This is a genomic window from Streptococcus sp. 9903, from assembly GCF_013276625.1.
Taxonomy (GTDB): Bacteria; Bacillota; Bacilli; order Lactobacillales; family Streptococcaceae; genus Streptococcus.
In genome coordinates, this window is record NZ_VMLI01000009.1 from 1 (window position 1) to 17,946 (window position 17,946).

13 protein-coding genes and 1 pseudogene are annotated in these 17,946 nt (G+C 41.9%); 1 reads left to right on the plus strand and 13 read right to left on the minus strand.

Features of this window, described 5'->3' with window-relative positions:
* On the minus strand, positions 1–222 hold a 222-nt coding region (locus HT696_RS04370; protein ID WP_173283370.1), incomplete at its 3' end, for a helix-turn-helix domain-containing protein.
* Positions 223–430: 208 nt separating this feature from the next.
* Here HT696_RS04370 and HT696_RS04375 point away from each other — a divergent pair.
* Complete coding sequence (locus HT696_RS04375) at positions 431–1,147, plus strand: GntR family transcriptional regulator (protein ID WP_173277324.1); 717 nt, start codon at positions 431–433, stop codon at positions 1,145–1,147.
* Positions 1,148–1,404: 257 nt separating this feature from the next.
* Here the strand turns inward: HT696_RS04375 and purB are convergent, their stop codons facing one another.
* The 12 genes and pseudogenes from purB to HT696_RS04430 all read right to left on the minus strand — a co-directional run bounded on the left by purB (position 1,405) and on the right by HT696_RS04430 (position 17,912).
* The gene (gene purB / locus HT696_RS04380; RefSeq protein ID WP_012972422.1) at positions 1,405–2,700 is read right to left on the minus strand and encodes an adenylosuccinate lyase; all 1,296 of its coding nucleotides are present in this window, start codon (positions 2,698–2,700) and stop codon (positions 1,405–1,407) included.
* Between the two features lie 173 nt (positions 2,701–2,873).
* The gene (locus HT696_RS04385; protein WP_173213937.1) at positions 2,874–5,261 is read right to left on the minus strand and encodes an AAA family ATPase; all 2,388 of its coding nucleotides are present in this window, start codon (positions 5,259–5,261) and stop codon (positions 2,874–2,876) included.
* Between the two features lie 22 nt (positions 5,262–5,283).
* Complete coding sequence (purK, locus tag HT696_RS04390; protein WP_173218997.1) at positions 5,284–6,357, minus strand: 5-(carboxyamino)imidazole ribonucleotide synthase; 1,074 nt, start codon at positions 6,355–6,357, stop codon at positions 5,284–5,286.
* Positions 6,344–6,832 carry a 5-(carboxyamino)imidazole ribonucleotide mutase gene (purE, locus tag HT696_RS04395; RefSeq protein WP_038806534.1) on the minus strand — a complete coding sequence of 163 codons (489 nt, stop codon included), beginning with the start codon at positions 6,830–6,832 and terminating at the stop codon, positions 6,344–6,346. Before purE ends, purK begins: the two co-directional genes overlap by 14 nt.
* Positions 6,833–6,861: 29 nt before the next feature.
* A pseudogene (locus tag HT696_RS10700) lies at positions 6,862–6,957 on the minus strand (phosphoribosylaminoimidazole carboxylase).
* 252 nt (positions 6,958–7,209) lie between these two features.
* Positions 7,210–8,475, minus strand: a complete 1,266-nt coding sequence (gene purD / locus HT696_RS04400) for a phosphoribosylamine--glycine ligase (RefSeq protein ID WP_173219000.1) — start codon at positions 8,473–8,475, stop codon at positions 7,210–7,212.
* Between the two features lie 121 nt (positions 8,476–8,596).
* Positions 8,597–10,144: a bifunctional phosphoribosylaminoimidazolecarboxamide formyltransferase/IMP cyclohydrolase gene (purH, locus tag HT696_RS04405; RefSeq protein ID WP_173283371.1), complete on the minus strand. Its 1,548-nt coding sequence runs from the start codon at positions 10,142–10,144 to the stop codon at positions 8,597–8,599.
* 1 nt (position 10,145) lies between these two features.
* Positions 10,146–10,847, minus strand: a complete 702-nt coding sequence (locus HT696_RS04410; RefSeq protein ID WP_001045459.1) for a hypothetical protein — start codon at positions 10,845–10,847, stop codon at positions 10,146–10,148.
* Positions 10,844–11,410, minus strand: a complete 567-nt coding sequence (gene purN, locus HT696_RS04415; RefSeq protein ID WP_173219006.1) for a phosphoribosylglycinamide formyltransferase — start codon at positions 11,408–11,410, stop codon at positions 10,844–10,846. The genes HT696_RS04410 and purN overlap by 4 nt, the downstream gene beginning before the upstream one ends.
* Positions 11,407–12,429 carry a phosphoribosylformylglycinamidine cyclo-ligase gene (purM, locus tag HT696_RS04420; protein ID WP_173219009.1) on the minus strand — a complete coding sequence of 341 codons (1,023 nt, stop codon included), beginning with the start codon at positions 12,427–12,429 and terminating at the stop codon, positions 11,407–11,409. The genes purN and purM overlap by 4 nt, the downstream gene beginning before the upstream one ends.
* Positions 12,430–12,652: 223 nt before the next feature.
* On the minus strand, positions 12,653–14,095 hold the full coding sequence (gene purF, locus HT696_RS04425; RefSeq protein ID WP_173283372.1) for an amidophosphoribosyltransferase: 1,443 nt from the start codon (positions 14,093–14,095) through the stop codon (positions 12,653–12,655).
* Positions 14,096–14,186: 91 nt separating this feature from the next.
* Positions 14,187–17,912, minus strand: a complete 3,726-nt coding sequence (locus tag HT696_RS04430; RefSeq protein WP_173283373.1) for a phosphoribosylformylglycinamidine synthase — start codon at positions 17,910–17,912, stop codon at positions 14,187–14,189.
* Positions 17,913–17,946: the final 34 nt, after the last annotated feature.

Consider the following 17,946-nt stretch of genomic DNA (forward strand, 5'->3'; position numbering starts at 1 on the left):
TTTAGGACATCCATTACAGACAAAGGTAGCTTTGTCTAGTAAAGGACAAGGAAGGTTATGGCCTGTAGACTCTCGGACTTGTCTGTTTCGTTTGACCTCTTTGGAAACAGTAGTTGGGTCTTTTAGAATGGATTGTCCAATAGCTTTGAATGTTTCACCGCGCTCTAAACCTAATTGGATATCATTACGGTCTGAAAGGGTAAGGTGTTTATGTTTTGTCATAGTAGACCTCATTTCTAATTCAAACGTCTCACACTTAATTCCACCATAAAAATCCGTTTTAGACTAATTTCCACTTTGGTCAGGCAAGTGGAAGTTACTTTGAGAAGTTACATTCAAACTATTTTTCTAATTTTTTATTCAAAAGACTACTATTTTTTTCGCTTTTATGGTAAAATTTTCTGTGGAGAAGGAAAATAGAGGTAAAAATATGGCAATTCCCAAATATCAATACATAAAAGACGAATTAAAAAATAAAATCATCTCTGGGCAGTTTAGCAGTGGAGATAAATTTTACACTGAAGCAGAGCTCATTTCAATGTACGATGTCAGTTCTATCACAGTTGTCCGCGCCTTAAACGACCTTGCTAAAGATGGCTATATTGTCCGCCAACAAGGAAAAGGAACCTTCGTTTCACGTGCACGCAAACACAAGCTTGTAGAGTTTTCAGATATTGAACTCTTTAATGCTAAAGATGATAAGGTAACTGTTCTTTCAATTGAACGCGGAAACAAACTCGCTTACTTGGAAAAATTGGGTCTACGCGGCGATCAATTCTACTACAAGATTGAACGTGTCCGCGAATCAAACGGTGTCGTTTATATCTACCATACATCCTACATCCCAGAACAATATATCAACGCAAATTATCCAAACCTTGAATACTATAGTTCTATCTATAACCGTTTCAAGTTAGACTACCACATTCACATGAATGATGAACACTTTGAAGAAATCAACGAAATAGTCTTTCCAACTCCAGAACATGCGGCTTCAGTCCTCGGAGTCGATGAACAATTCCCTACTGTCCTACAAACTAAAATCACCAAACTCGAATCAACTGGTCAAGTTTTAGGATACAGTGAAACTTACAAACGATCTGATTATTACAAGATTAAATTCATCTCATGTGATCGTGATCACTAAGAAGAAAGCCTGAGCCTAAGCGCTTGGGCTTTTTCTATGCTTATTATATAACATAGTAGATTGAAATAGAATATGGACAAATCGATTAGGAAATTCAAATCAATTTCTAGTAATATTTTAGAAGTCACAGTATACTATTCTATATTCAACATATTATAAAATATTGGTTATTTTTTTCTAAAGCACTTTAATAAAAAAGAAAAATCGAAGTTCTGCTACTCCTATAAATGGAGTAATAGAAATTCGATTTTTTCTAATTATCCTAATCCAAGACGTTCAAAAATATCATCCACTCGTTTAGTGTAGTAAAGAGGGTTGAAGATCTCGTCGATTTCTTCTTGTGTGAGGCGTGATGTCACCTCTGGATCTGCTTCTAGCAGTGGTTTGAAGTCTACTTGGTTGTCCCAAGAGTAGGCTGTTTTTGGTTGTACCAAGTCATAGGCTTGCTCACGGGTCATCCCTTTTTCAATCAAGGTCAACATAGCACGTTGGCTGAAAATCAAACCAAATGTCGAGTTCATATTGCGGATCATATTTTCTGGGAAGACCGTCAAGTTCTTGACAATATTTCCAAAGCGGTTGAGCATGTAGTCAATCAAGATAGTTGTATCTGGTGTGATGATGCGTTCAGCTGATGAGTGGGAAATGTCTCGTTCGTGCCAGAGAGCAACGTTTTCATAGGCTGTAATCATATGACCACGGATAACACGCGCAAGACCTGTCATATTTTCAGAACCGATAGGGTTGCGTTTGTGAGGCATAGCAGATGAACCTTTTTGACCTTTGGCAAAGAATTCTTCTACTTCGCGTTGTTCAGATTTTTGCAAACCACGAATCTCAGTCGCCATACGTTCGATAGAAGTTGCGATGCTGGCAAGAACCGCAAAGTACTCAGCGTGAAGGTCACGAGGAAGCACCTGTGTAGAGATTTCTTGGGCACGAATACCCAATTTGTCGCAGACATATTGCTCTACAAATGGTGGGATATTAGCAAAGTTCCCAACCGCACCAGAAATCTTACCAGCTTCCACACCAGCAGCCGCATGCTCGAAACGCTCGATATTGCGCTTCATTTCGCTATACCAAGTCGCCAATTTAAGACCAAAGGTTGTAGGCTCAGCGTGCACACCGTGGGTACGACCCATCATGATGGTGAACTTGTGTTCCTTAGCCTTGTCAGCGATGATGTTGGTAAAGTTTTCAAGGTCACGACGGATGATATCGTTGGCCTGCTTGTAGAGGTAACCGTAGGCCGTATCCACCACGTCGGTAGAAGTCAAACCATAGTGAACCCACTTGCGCTCTTCACCAAGAGTCTCAGAAACCGCACGTGTGAAGGCAACCACATCGTGGCGAGTCTCTTGCTCAATCTCCAAAATACGGTCGATGTCAAAGTCCGCCTTTTCACGAATCAAAGCTACATCTTCCTTAGGGATTTCCCCCAACTCAGCCCATGCCTCATCAGCGAGGATTTCTACCTCAAGCCAAGCACGGTATTTATTTTCTTCACTCCAAATGTTCGCCATCTCCGGGCGAGAGTAACGGTTGATCATGTTGTTTCTCCTTAAAAATCTTTTTTATCTATGAGGCTCAGGAAACTTTGCATTATTAGATGCTAAATTAGGGTTTGTAGAAAATAAAATTAGGAAGTAATAATCCTTTGATTACTCTAATCAGCTATCATGCAAACTTCAACCATTGCAATAAGTCAAATGGTATGATTCTCTTATTCTAAAATCTCACACTTCCATTGTTCAAGTCTATTTTCCGCATTTGATACACCCTCTAAATGTTTTAAAACATGTAAATCATCTAAAAGATAAAGTAAAACTAGTAAATCTCTAGCTGTTTTTTTTCGTTCTTCATCAGAAATGGTATCAAAGAAATCAATACTCAAAGTTTTAACCGGATCCTTAAAATGACTTTCACCGTTTAAAACCAGTCTATACATAAGATTCTCAAAATAAGTTCTGTATTCTTTATCAATTTTTTCAACAATTAAAGGATCTGTTGTTAGCTCGGCAATTCCCTTCTTATAATTAAAACTACCATAGGCTTCTAAAATTTTTCTCATTGCATTCCCAACAAAACTTTCCGAAGTAGGTGTACTATTTCCCAATGCATAACCGAAGACTATTTCAAGTAGTTCTGTATAATCGTGAGTACTAGTTTTGAATTCTTGTAATTTACCAGAAACCAATTCTAACTTCTTGTATTTAGATTTTTGTCCACCTTCCTCTTCTTTACAGGATTCCATTATCTCTTTCAAAAAGATATCAAAGTCATATATTGTTTGTTTATCATGGGTCATTAGTAAAACTCTAGTATTACTATTCCCCTTAAAAAATCTAGTTAAACAGTATTTTAAATACGAGGTTATTCCAACTTTATTTTCCATATCAAAACTAGAAATTGGATCGTCAATAACAATAAAATATTCATGACTATAAGCATCTGCTAACTCTCTCTGTTGAATTATCTCAGTAAAGAAATAACATAATGCCAGCGCATTTCGTTCCCCTACGGAAACCCTACTGGGGACCACAGACTTACCTCTTGATAACAGATAGTATTTTCCGTTTTGATTCTGTATAGCTAACCGATTTTTTGAAAAAAATATGTAATTTAAACTTTTATTAATTTCATCAACTGCAATATCTATATTAAGTTTCTTGTCTTCTAAATCAGAAATCTGCTTCTCATAATCCTTTACTCGTTTACTACTGCTATTATAATTATTTTCACAAATTGCTTTTTTATTTGTTTTCTCTTGAAACTTTTTGTATGCATCTTGAATTTCATAAAAAGCTAATTCATTATTTATTTGAAGGAGATCTACTTTTAACTTTTGAATATCCGAGATTTCTGAATTATGTTTGATAATTGCTTGGTTAATTTTTTCAATATCATGCTCTGCTTGACTTAATTCTTGAGAAAAGCTTATATTAGGTAACTCAACTATATTATATGGATTATCAATCTTCTTATCGATTATTGAGTTAATTTCGTTAAATTTAGCATTCAAAGCATTAATACTATTTTGATAAGACTGAATTAATATTGGATCTATCTGTTCATAACCAGAAAAATCTTGATTAATCTCATCAATTTTTTTACCTCTCAATGCGGATTGGTGTTCTTCGACTGCTCTTGATAGTAGTTTAGTTATGCCATTCGTGAGTTCAACTTTAACATCTTCTGATACTGATTGAGTACAAAAAGGACATTTTTTTTGATGTTCATCTTCAAAGAAATCTTTAACTTCTCTCAAATGACGTTCACCTTTTGTGGAATCAGATAATAATGTCAGTAAATACTTATCCCTAGAATTCAACTCAGGTTCTTCGATTTTTTCAGACAATAAAGTTGATAATTCATTGCTATCAAAATTAATATCAGGTAAAGATAGTTCATTATTTATAGTAACTGCGGAATCTCTTATTGAAAAATATCTAGCTTTTTTATTGTTGAATTCAACCTCTAACTCATTTTTATCTAAGATTGGTTGTAAATCAACAAAATTTTGAAAGGTATTATTATGAACGGGAGATGCAGCTCGATTTCCTTTTATCTCCCTATCTCTTTCGGCCCAGTTGCCTACTCCTTTCAAAGAATCTGTCATTTCCTTTTTCCAAAAGTCTGGAGATTTTTCATTTTTTTCATCTAAATATTCTTCATATTCAGCATAATAATCTTGAGATTCAATTTGTGATTCTGATAACTGCGTTCTTAATCTATCCAGTTCCTCATCGATATCAACCTGTTCACCTAAAATTACAATTGTATCTAACCCTTCTTGAGCAATTTTGACTTTCTGATCAACATAGTGTTCATTGAAAACAAATATCGATTTTCGTTCAGTATCACTAAGTACAATATTATTATTATTTTTATCAATAAATGATACTCTATCTGTTCCAAACTCACCATTTTTTAATTGATTTATTCCTCGAGCAATGGTACTTTTCCCTGAACCATTCCTTCCAAACAATAAACTTGCCCTATCGTTTTGTACTGGATTTGTTCCCTCAAAATTTCCTTCAAAGAGTTCTAATTTTGTTTCATCTTCAAAAATACCTGATTTTATATTAATTCCTTTAATTTTTTCAAACATTTTTTCTTTAGACCCCTCTCCCCTAAAACTCTCCCACACTATCTGGTTCATCACTAAATAAAGTCACATGTCCCATCTTGCGGTTGTGCTTCGCTTCTATTTTACCATACATGTGGAGGTGGGCGCTTGGATTTTCTGTGACATATTTTTCAGCAGCTTCGACATGCTGGCCGAGGACATTGAGCATGACGGCTGGAGCATGCAGTTTGATAGCTGGCAATGGTGCCCCCAGAACACCCAGAATATGGGCATCAAACTGGGAGAAGTCGCAAGCTTCAATAGAGTAGTGCCCAGAGTTGTGTGGTCGTGGGGCAATCTCGTTGACAATGATATCATCAGCTGTCGCAAACATTTCCACGCAAAGGGTTCCAGACAAGTTGAGTTGCTCAGCGATTCTCACTGCCATAGCTTTGGCTTTCTCGGCTAAACTTTCAGAAATGCGAGCAGGCACAATAGTTTTTGAAAGGATATTGTTTCGGTGGATATTTTCCTGAACTGGGAAAACCGTCACGTCCTTGCCATTTCCTGATACAATGACAGAAATTTCAAGGTCAAAATTGACAAATTCTTCCAAAACACAGTCTGCTGAATCGGCTAGTGCATTGGCTTCTTCCAAGTCTTCTGCCGAGCGAATGACCTTTTGTCCATGGCCATCATAACCACCTGTTGCCGTCTTGAGGACATAGTTTTTCGACAGGTCGATATCTGCCAAGTCTTGGCTAGAAGTCACAACCTTGTAAGGTGCTACAGTGACTTGAGCCTTGTTTGAGAGGAAGTCTTTCTCAAAGATCCGGTTTTGGGAGATGCGAAGCAGGTCGGTCCCTTGAGGGAGTTGCCCATCCTTGATAACAGCATCAAGACCGTCAGCATCTACATTCTCAAATTCATAAGTCAGGACATCGCAACGCTCAGCTAGCTGACGAAGTGCATCCACATCGTTATAAGGCGCCACAATGATTTCCGCCACACGAGAGGCTGGGCAATCCGCAGCAGGATCCAGCGCAATGACCTTGTGCCCCATATAGATAGTTGAGATCGCCATCATCTGACCCAGCTGACCGCCACCGATAATTCCGATTGTTTTAGATGAGCTCATTGGTAGACTCCTCTGCGATTTTTCCTTGTTCTTCTGCAAAATCTGCCAAAGCTGTCGCGATAGCTTGATCCTCTACTGAAAGAAGACGGAGGGCGAAGAGAGCCGCATTTGTCGCACCAGCTTCACCGATAGCCATTGTCGCAACAGGTACGCCACCCGGCATCTGAACGATAGAATAGAGTGAATCCACTCCACTAAGAGCACGAGATTTGACTGGCACACCAATGACTGGAAGGGTTGTTTTAGCAGCGACCATACCTGGCAAATGGGCTGCACCTCCAGCACCTGCGATGATAACCTTGATGCCACGACTACGAGCTTCTTCGGCATGTTGGAACATGAGGTCTGGTGTACGGTGGGCAGAGACAACTTTCTTTTCGTAGGCTACACCGAAGCGGTCTAAGACTTCTGCTGTTTTTTGCATGGTTGCCCAATCGGATTTTGAGCCCATGATAATGGAAATTACGGGTTTCATTTCTTCTCCTTTTTCCTGTTTTTCAACAATCACCTTAGGTTGTGAGGGACGGCAGCAGCCATCAAAGGTGTCTCATGCCTAAATTGGAAGCCCAAGGTCTTCTAATTTCCCTGAACGGCGGCGATTGTTCTATATTAGCTCGCTAACGCTCGCAAACCATACGGTCATTAACGTATTTTGTGAATTTTTATTTTTCTTTTTGATAATCGTCTAATGTAGTGCGGACGTAAGCGACCGCCTAGGGCGTTCCATTACTAAAACTGGAGCCTAGGTCTCCAGTTTTCCGCTCCTAGTAGCAAAGCTACTAGGAGTTCCACTACTGCGACGATTATTCTATTTTGGCTCGCTTTCGCTCGCCATAACAAAGTTAGTATCTGTTAATCTTTTATCGCCTTGCTTCCGATATCTGTTCGGTAGAAGAGGCCTTCTGTTTTTTGTTGGGTGAGTTCTTGGTAGATGGTATCTTGAGCCTCTTTGACGGTATCTGCTGTGTTAACGAGCATATAGACACGTCCACCGTTTGATAGCAGTGCTCTGCTATTTGCCGCAAACTTAGCACCTGCATAGTAGGTGATAATGCCGCCATTGGTTTTTGCTGGCAATGCAACACCCTTTTCATATTCTAGCGGGTAACCCTTGGATGCGACAACCACACCCAGAGTCACACCCTTATCCGTCCAGGTGATGTTTGGCTCCTTGCTATCCAGAATATCTGTAATATTTTGTGCAAAGTCAGATGTCAAACGAGGCAAGATAATCTGTGTTTCAGGATCTCCAAAGCGAGCATTGAACTCGATGACTTTAGGACCTTCTGCTGTCAGGATAAGCCCTGCGTAGAGGATGCCAAGATACGGACGGCCTTCTTTGATCATCCCTTCAAGAACTGGCTTGACAATAGTCTCAACCGCTGTGTCAACTACACTCTGTGGCAAGTGTGGAACTGGCGCATAGGCACCCATACCACCCGTGTTAGGCCCTTTGTCACCATCATAGGCACGTTTGTGGTCTTGCGCTGTCGGCATGATATAGAACTTGTCGCCATTGACAAAGACAAAGAGTGAAAATTCCTCTCCTTCAAGGAATTCCTCAATAACTACACGCGCACCTGAGTCACCAAATTTATTGTCCAAAAGCATCTCGTGAGCTGCTTCGACCGCTTGCTCGACTGTCTCCGCAACGACGACACCTTTCCCAAGCGCCAAGCCATCCGCCTTGACCACGATAGGCGCACCCTGTTTTTCGATATAGACCTTGGCTTCCTCAAAATCCGAGAATGTGCCATAGGCTGCTGTCGGAACGCCATATTTGACCATGATTTCCTTGGCAAAATCCTTGGACCACTCCAGCTCCGCTGCCAATCTTGTCGGACCAAAGGCTTTGAGACCCGCTGCATGGAAATCATCCACGATACCAGCCGCAAGGGCGTCATCTGGCCCGATAAAGGTCCAAGCAATATAGTTGGTTTTTGCAAACTCAATCAATTTAGAATGTTCGGAAATGGAGATATTTACCAACTCCAAACCATCCAGAGTCATCCCATCATTCCCAGGAGCTACAAATACTTTTTCAACGTCTTTTGACTCAAGTAACTTCTTAGCAATCGCATGTTCACGACCACCTGAACCTACAACTAACAGCTTCATCTCACAACCTCTTTTGCGAATTATTTAATAACATTATACCATAAACGTTCGTTTTAATCTTATTTCACTCCGCATTTTTACGCAAAAAAGGAAAGAAACTGTTTTCTTCCCTTTCGTTTTCTTAATGTCTAAAATGTCTCACTCCTGTGAAGACCATAGTCAAGCCGTATTTGTCAGCAGCTTCGATGGATTCCTGATCACGGACCGATCCACCTGGCTGGATGATAGCCTTAATACCTGCTTTAGCGATTTCTTCCACGTTATCGGCAAATGGGAAGAAGGCATCCGAAGCAAGGACAGCACCGTCAAGACGGTCTTTAGCTTGGTCAATGGCAATACGGACTGAAGCCACACGGTTGGTTTGACCTGGACCAATACCAAGTGTCATATGGTCTTTGGTTACGATGATACCGTTTGATTTGACGTACTTGATGGCTTTCCAAGCGAACTCAAGAGCTGTCGCTTCTGTCTCAGTTGGCTGACGTTTGGTCACCACTTGCCAATCAGCTGGGCTTTCTTTCACTACGTCTTGATTTTGCACCAGAAGTCCACCAACTACACCTGTGTATTCTGCTTCCACTTCACTGGCCTCTTGAGCATCAAATGGCAAGGCAAGGATACGCAAGTTTTTCTTTTTGTTGGTCAAAATGGCTAGCGCTTCATCCGTATAGCTTGGTGCAATGATGATTTCAAGGAAAACGCCGTGCATCTTCTCAGCTGTCGCAGCATCCACCTCACGGTTGAGAACGACAATCCCACCAAAGATAGACACTGGGTCAGACTCATAAGCGTAGTCCCAAGCAGTCTCGATGTCATCAGCTTGACCAATCCCACATGGGTTCATGTGTTTGAGAGCTACAACCGTTGGGCGTTCTTTGAAATCGCGAATAATACGAATGGCAGCGTCAGCATCGCGGATATTGTTAAATGACAATTCTTTCCCGTTGAGCTGTTTCGCTGAAGCAATCGAATAGTCTGTTGGCAAAGCTTTTTGGTAGAAATCCGCATCTTGTTGAGGATTCTCACCGTAACGCATAGCTTGTTTGAGGTCATAGGTCAAAGTGAGCTTTTCAGGTTTGCTTTCTCCGACTTGAGCTGTGAAATACTCTGCAATCAAGGCGTCATAAGCCGCTGTGTGACGGAAAACTTTGGCTGCCAAACGTTGACGCGTTTCGTAAGTCGTTTCACCATTGGCTGACAACTCGTCCAAAACCACTGTATAGTCAGCAGGGTCTACCACAACCGTCACGCTGGCATGATTCTTCGCTGCCGAGCGAAGCATAGATGGCCCACCGATATCGATGTTCTCAACCGCATCAGCGTACCTCACGTCTGGTTTGAGGATCGTTTCCTTGAAAGGATAAAGGTTGACCACTACAAGGTCGATAAGCTCAATTTGGTTCTCCTTGGCCGCTTCCAAGTGGCTATCCAAATCACGACGGGCGAGGAGCCCACCGTGGATATTTGGATGAAGGGTCTTAACACGGCCATCCATCATCTCTGGGAAGCCCGTCACATCATCGATCGCAATAGTCTCCACCCCAGCATTGTCAAGGGCAACCTTTGTCCCACCTGTCGAGATAATATCCCAACCAAGTTTTTTGAGTTCTTGGGTAAATTCAACAATGCCCGCTTTATCTGAGACGCTGATTAAGGCGCGTTTAGTCATGTTAGTTATCTTCCTTTTCTAATATCATATACTTCACTTCGTATAAAATATCTGTTAAATACACTTCTTTTGAAGCCTTTCCAAATACAGGATATTTAATAATTTTTTTAATCCCACTATCTATAAGTTTGATTAAAATTACCATTATAGCTACAATAATAATTATATTTCCAAACGTTTCGCCAGAAATGTTTGTTTTATCTTCAACGAATAATCTATTTAAAGCCAGAGTAATAGTTGCTGTTACCAAAACTTTCCCAATAGTACCTATAGCTTTAACTATATTTTCATATTTTTGTAGCTGACTATTTCTTTTCTCGCTTAAATCATTAACCAACATATCAGCGACTTCTTTAGCATTATCTCCGTAAAGATATTTCAATCTATACTTGACTTTATCACATAATTTGGTAAATTTACTAGGCACCCCAACTGAAACTTCATCAAATTTTATAGTATAAAATAAAACTAATACTGTAAAAATTATGGTAAGAAAAATAAGAATATTCCTCAAACAAACAAATTTAGGGAAAAATTGGAATACAATTGCAGCTCCTATGATAAACAGTATCCATAAGATAAAGTATATCATCAACCTTTGTCTCTCTTTCCGTATTTCAGGATAAAATTGTTTTTCATATTCATTAAAGGATGCTTCAAATTCTTTTATATTTTTCAACAAATCATCAACTACTTTATTCATAAAATTCTCTTATTTATCCTCTCCACTCCCAAACTATCCAGCACCTCTGGATACAACTTATACTCTGCTTCATGAATCCGTTCTTCAAAACTGTCAATGGTATCATCAGCTAACCGTGGCACACGGACTTGTTTGATAACCTTGCCTGTATCCACACCTGAATCCACCCAGTGAATGGTCACGCCGCTCTCAGCAACGTCAGCATTCCAAGCATCCTCAATCCCATGAGCTCCTGGAAATTCTGGCAAGTAGGCTGGATGAATGTTGATAATCCGACCTTCATAAGCCGCCAATAAGGTTGGCCCAACGATTTTCATGTAGCCTGCTAGGCAAATCAAGTCAATCTGGTGTTCTTCCAAGAGTTCGACAATAGCTGCTTCGTAGTCTGCCTTGCTTTCAAACTCCTTGAGTTCAAAAGCATAGGACAGAACGCCGAGCTGCTCTGCACGCTCAAGCACATAGGCGTCACGATGGTCTGAAAAGACAAACTCTACTGGAAATTCTTCGGCAATCACCTGAAAATTTGAGCCATTACCAGAGGCAAAAACCGCTATTTTTTTCATTTGATGATGACACTTTCGTTTTCTTTCTTGACGATACGACCAATTTCATAGACTGGTTCATCCAACAACTCCTTGACACGAATTACATTTTCAGGGCTAACTGCTAGCATAAGTCCCACACCCATATTGAAGATTTCAAACATTTCTTCGTGTTTAATCTGACCGTATTTTTCAAGGGCTTTGAAAATTGGAAGCACTGGAACTTTGCTTTCATCAATCTCAGCAGCCAAGTCAGCTGCAAACATACGAGGGACATTCTCAATAAAGCCACCACCTGTGATGTGGGCAATGCCGTTGACCAACCCTTCCTTGATGAGTGGTAAGACAGCCTTGACATAGATACGAGTCGGCTCAAGAAGAACTTCCTTGAGTTGCTTGCCTTCCAATTCTGGCAAGATTTCCTCACCTGTGTAATCCGCAAAGACACGACGGACGAGAGAGTAACCATTGGAATGAATCCCACTTGAAGCAAGTCCGAGAAGAACATCTCCTTCTGCCACCTTTGAACCGTCAATGATTTGAGATTTTTCAGCCACACCAACCGCAAAACCAGCCAAGTCATAGTCATCTTCGCCGTACATGCCAGGCATTTCAGCCGTTTCCCCACCAATGAGGGCAGCACCTGCCTGCACACAACCTTCTGCCACACCAGCGACAACTTGTTCTAGCTTAGCTGGTTCATTCTTCCCTGTCGCTACGTAGTCAAGGAAATAGAGGGGCTCCGCACCCGCAGCGATGATATCATTGACACACATGGCTACACAGTCCTGACCGATGGTATCGTGCTTGTCGTACTTGATAGCCAGCATGAGCTTGGTTCCGACACCATCAGTTCCTGAAATCAAGACGGGTTCTTTGACACCTGTTTTTGAAAGGTCAAACATACCACCAAAGCCACCCAGAGCTCCCATGACACCTGCACGCTCCGTACGAGCCACGTGCTTTTTAATCCGTTCAACAACTTCATAACCCGCTTCAACATCCACACCAGATTGAGCGTACGCATTTTTATTTGCCATTTTATTTTTCCTTTTCTTTTTTTGGGGGAAAGATTGCGACGTATTTCTAGATAAACAATTATTTTATCTAAAAATACTAGTCAGGGCTCTAGCTTTGATCCTATAGGACAAAGCGTCTACTGACAAATACTTTAGCTTTTAGTCAGTAGTGAGACGTGAAGCATAAGCATTCTTATTTGTCATTCTATCTCCTCTTCCTTTCCTTTAATGGAGAATCTATTGTCTATTTGTAAAAACTGGTCTTTTCTTCCAAACTTCGACGATAGTCTTCTTCGTAGTCATAGAGAGGTGTCGGGTAGTCACCGTCAAAATAAGCAACACAGAGACCACCATTTGGTGCATCTGTTTCAATCCCAATCGACTCAATCAACCCCTCAATAGAAAGATAGGTCAGACTGTCAGCTCCAATGATTTGGCGAGTTTCTTCGACCGTATGATTAGCTGCAATCAGCTCCTGACGGGTCTGGATATCAATCCCGTAGAAGCATGGATAAGCTAGTGCTGGACTACCAATGGCAACGTGAACTTCAGTCGCCCCTGCTTCCTTTAAAAGCTGGACGATACGACGAGAGGTCGTCCCACGTACAATAGAGTCATCAATCATAACCACACGCTTGCCTTTGACAACGCCAGAAACAGCAGATAGTTTCATCCGCACCCCTTGCTCCCGCAATTCTTGAGTCGGTTGGATAAAGGTACGTTGGGTGTATTGGTTCTTGATCAGACCCATTTCATTTGGCAAACCAGATTCTTCCGCAAATCCCATGGCTGCGCTGAGGGAAGAATTGGGCACACCGACCACGATATCCGCCTCATGCTTGAATTCACGCGCCAATTGGGCACCCATACGTTTACGTGCCGTATGGACATTGACACCATGAATGTTAGAATCAGGGCGAGCAAAATAGATATACTCCATAGAACAGATTGCTAACTGAGTATCGTCTGTATAGCTATCATACTGGATTCCCTTGTCATCAATGATGACAATCTCACCTGGCTTCAAATCACGAATCCACTCGGCACCAATGACCTCAAAAGCACAAGTTTCAGAGGAAACAACCACCGCTCCATTAGCCATTTTACCAATCGAAAGCGGACGGAAGCCATTAGGGTCAAGGGCAGCAATCAACTTGTCCTCAAACAGCAGGATATAAGCAAAGCCACCTTTGACAAGGCTGAGCGCTTCCTTGATTTTGCCCATTAGATTAGGATTGTGACTCCGACGAATGAGATGAGCCAAGATTTCCGAGTCCGAAGTCGCACTGAAAATCGCGCCTCTTTGTTCCAGTTCTTTCTTGAGAGAGGCAGCATTGGTCAGATTCCCATTATGAGCCAAGCCAAACTGCATATCGTGAAAACGGAAGAGGAAGGGCTGAATGTTATCTACAGAAGCTTCGCCAGCAGTCGCATAACGCACGTGACCAATCGCACCAGTTCCTGTCAATTTATCCAAATTAGCTGGATTTCTGAAGACTTCTGATAGAAGACCCATATCACGATGCCGCTTTAGTTTCCCTTGGTCATTGGAGAGGATTCCTGCCCCCTCCTGACCACGGTGCTGAAGACTATGGAGACCAAAATAGGTCAATTTAGCAGCATCTGGATGTCCCCAGATACCGAAAACACCACATTCTTCATTAAGAGATTTTACTTCGTATGTCATTTTTATACCTAATTTTCATTTGCAATCGTCAAGAGATAAATCTACATGACTTTTACATTACTGATACTATCTATTAGAAAATCTGTAAATCTTATTTTCCAGTAAAGTATTTAACCGCCGACGCAAACAGGTGCTGATCTTTATTTCCTGGGATATTTTGGAAAAGACCATCCTCATAACGTTCTGAGTGGCCCATCTTACCGATGATTTGGCCATTCTTGCTAGTAATTCCTTCGATGGCATGAACAGAACCATTTGGATTGTACTTAGAATCCATACTTGGTTTGCCGTTAAAGTCAACATATTGGCTGAAAATTTGTCCATTGTCACGGAGCTCAGCGAATTCCTCAGCCGTCACGACAAACTTCCCTTCACCATGCGAAACAGGAATAGCGTGGATATCGCCTACTTGCACACCAGCTAACCATGGTGAGTTGGTATTGGCAATACGGGTTTCCACCATCTTGGCCACGTGTTGATTGGCATCATTGTAGAAGAGGGTTGGACTAGTATTATTAGCATCCTCGAAATTTCCGTATGGAAGAAGACCTGATTTGACCAAGGCCTGGAATCCATTACAGATACCGATAATCAAGCCACCACGAGCGATAAAGCTATCAATAGCTGCACGCACTTTTTCATTGAGCAGGATGTTGACAATAAACTTAGCTGAACCATCTGGCTCGTCCGCAGCTGAGAAACCACCTGCAAAGAAGAGAATGTTAGCCTTGCCGATGTTGTCAACCATGGTTTCAACCGACTTGACAATGGCTTCTTCATTCAGTGTGACAAATGGTACCAAGTTGACCTCTGCACCTTCTTTTTCAAAGGCCTTTGCTGAGTCATATTCTGAGTTGGTTCCTGGGAATACTGGGATGTAAACCACTGGTGTCTCAACTTTTTCTTTAGCTTTAATCATAGCATCTGATGTTACAGCAGGTACTTCTTCTAGTTCAGTAGCCTGTTCAAACTCAGTAGGGTAAACTTCTTCCAATTTTTCTTGGAAGGCACTGTCAAGTTTGTGTCCATCTAGCTTCACACCGTTGACAAGGAGTGTAAAGTCTGTACTTGTTTGTCCAATCTTCTCTACTCCAGCGATTTCTTCAGGCGATGTGAAGATAAATCCGCCTAATTGAGCTGTCAAAGCTGTTTCAAGTTCAGGCAAGACCACCTCTGCACCAATATGATTTCCAAAAGTAGCAAGAGCCAAACTTTCAACCACACCGCCGTATTTGACAGCTGAAGCTGCTGTTACTTTGTGAGCCTTTTGAAGGGCTTCAAATTGAGTAAAGTTTTTCTTAATCAAGTCAAAATCAATCTCTGCTGAGAGGACTTGTCCTGGGATGTAGTAGATATTTTCCCCAGCAGTTTTGAACTCCGGAGAAAGCACCTTACGGCTATCTGCTGTTGTCACCCCAAAGGCTACCAAGGTTGGTGGCACTGTCAATTCTTCAAAAGTACCAGACATAGAGTCCTTACCACCAATAGATGGCAAACCAAGTTGGATTTGTGCTTCGATTGAACCTAGAAGAGCTGCTACTGGCTGACCAAAACGCTCCGCTTGTTTGTCCATGCGCTCGAAGTACTCTTGGTAAGAGAAACGAGCCTTAGACCAGTTTGCACCAGCAGCCACCAAACGAGCAGTTGCTTCGATGACCGCATAAGCAGCACCGTGGTATGGAGACCATTCAGCTACATATGGGTTAAAACCTTGAGCAATGACTGACGCAGTATGAGTTACTCCATGTTGAACTGGCAATTTTTGTACAGAAGCCTCAGTTGGTGTGAGTTGGTAGCGACCACCAAGTGGGTGATTGACCGTTGAACGACCGACAGAACAGTCAAAGATAGTCTGTAATCCTTTTTGACTCGCATGGTTGAGATCAGACAAGACTTCAAGAGTATCCGCTTCAAGGGTTTCAGCAGATGTTTGACGTTCTTCTGGAAGCTTGACATCCTTGTCCACCACCTTTGCATCAACGACCACGCGCACACCGTTTGTATCAAGGAAACGACGTTCCAAGTCGACAATGGTTTCACCATTCCAGTGCATGACTAGATTTGGTTTTTCAGTCACTGTCGCAACCACAACAGCATCAATATTCTCTTTGTTACATTCAGCAACGAAGGCATCTACATACTCAGGACGAACCACGACTGCCATCCGTTCTTGAGATTCAGAGATGGCAATTTCGGTACCATTCAAGCCCTGGTATTTAAGAGGCACCTTGTTGAGGTCAATTTCAAGACCGTCTGCCAATTCACCGATGGCTACACAGACACCACCAGCACCAAAGTCGTTGGATTTCTTGATGAGACGAGTGACATCACCATTACGGAAGAGGCGCTGAATCTTACGTTCCTCGATAGCATTCCCTTTTTGAACTTCAGCTCCAGCAGTTTCCACAGACTCAACTGTTTGAACCTTAGAAGAACCTGTCGCACCACCGACACCATCACGTCCAGTCTTACCTCCAAGGAGGATAATGACATCACCCGCTTCTGGTTTTTCACGGACAACATTGCCCTTAGGAGCCGCACCAACAACAGCACCAAGTTCCATACGTTTAGCTACAAAGCCTGGGTGGAAGTACTCACGAACGTAGGTTGTTGCAAGCCCAATCTGGTTACCATATGAAGAATAACCATGGGCCGCTGTTTTAGAAATAACTTGTTGTGGTAATTTCCCAGCGCGAGTTTCCGAAATCGGCGCTGTAATATCACCAGCACCTGAGATGCGCATGGCTTGGTAGACATATGAGCGACCTGACAATGGGTCACGAATGGCTCCACCGATACAAGTAGCCGCTCCACCAAATGGCTCAATCTCAGTAGGGTGATTGTGGGTTTCGTTTTTAAACATGAGAAGCCATGGTTCTTTCACACCATCAACGTCCACTTCGATTTCTACTGAGCAAGCATTGATTTCGTCTGACACTTCCATATCATCCAAACGTCCATTAGCACGCTCATAACGACCGAAAATAGTTGCCATATCCATCAAGGTTTGCGGTTTTTCAGAACGCCCCAACTCCTCACGCATAGCGATATATTTGTCATAGGTTGACTGCAATTGTTTTTGGAATTTAGAAGCTGAGAAATCAATCTGCTTCAACTCAGTCTCAAACGTCGTGTGACGGCAGTGGTCAGACCAGTAAGTGTCCAAAACCTTGAGTTCAGTCTCAGTTGGCACGCGCCCGATTGACTTAAAGTAGTCTTGGATAAAGAGCAAATCATCCACTTCCATGGCCATCCCTTGCTCGGCCTTGTAGAGAGCAAAGTCCTCTGCTGTATAGCTTTCAAAGAAAGTCAATTTTGGAATGGTCTTGTCTGACTCTGAAAATTCCTGCTTGGCAATCCCTGTCGTGATGTCCTTGAAACGAGAATCAACTGGATTGAGCAAGTAATTTTTGACTGCTTCCAACTCATTCGCATCAATATCTTTATTAACCAAGTACAGTTGAGCTGTGTTGACTGTCACGTCACTTGAACCTCCCAGTAAAAGCAAGGCTTCCTGTGAAGACGTCGCACGCTGGTCAAACTGCCCTGGCAGGCTTTCAATAGCAAAGAAAGCATAGTTAGCAAGATCCGCTTGTACAGCTACTTCATCTAAAACAGTATCTGTAACCTGTTCAGAGAAGATGTGCTTCTCTGCAGGCGCAAACAAGTCCTCAGCCAAATCAAATACATCATAAACTTGCACGATGCGAATACTTTTCAAGCTTGAAAGTCCCAAGTTATGCTGGAGTTCTCTAACCAAACTCTCTGACTTGACCTGAAAATCAGCCTTTTTTTCAACAAAAATACGTTTATCCATCAATCCTTATTCCTTTATTTCAGCTCTTGCAATG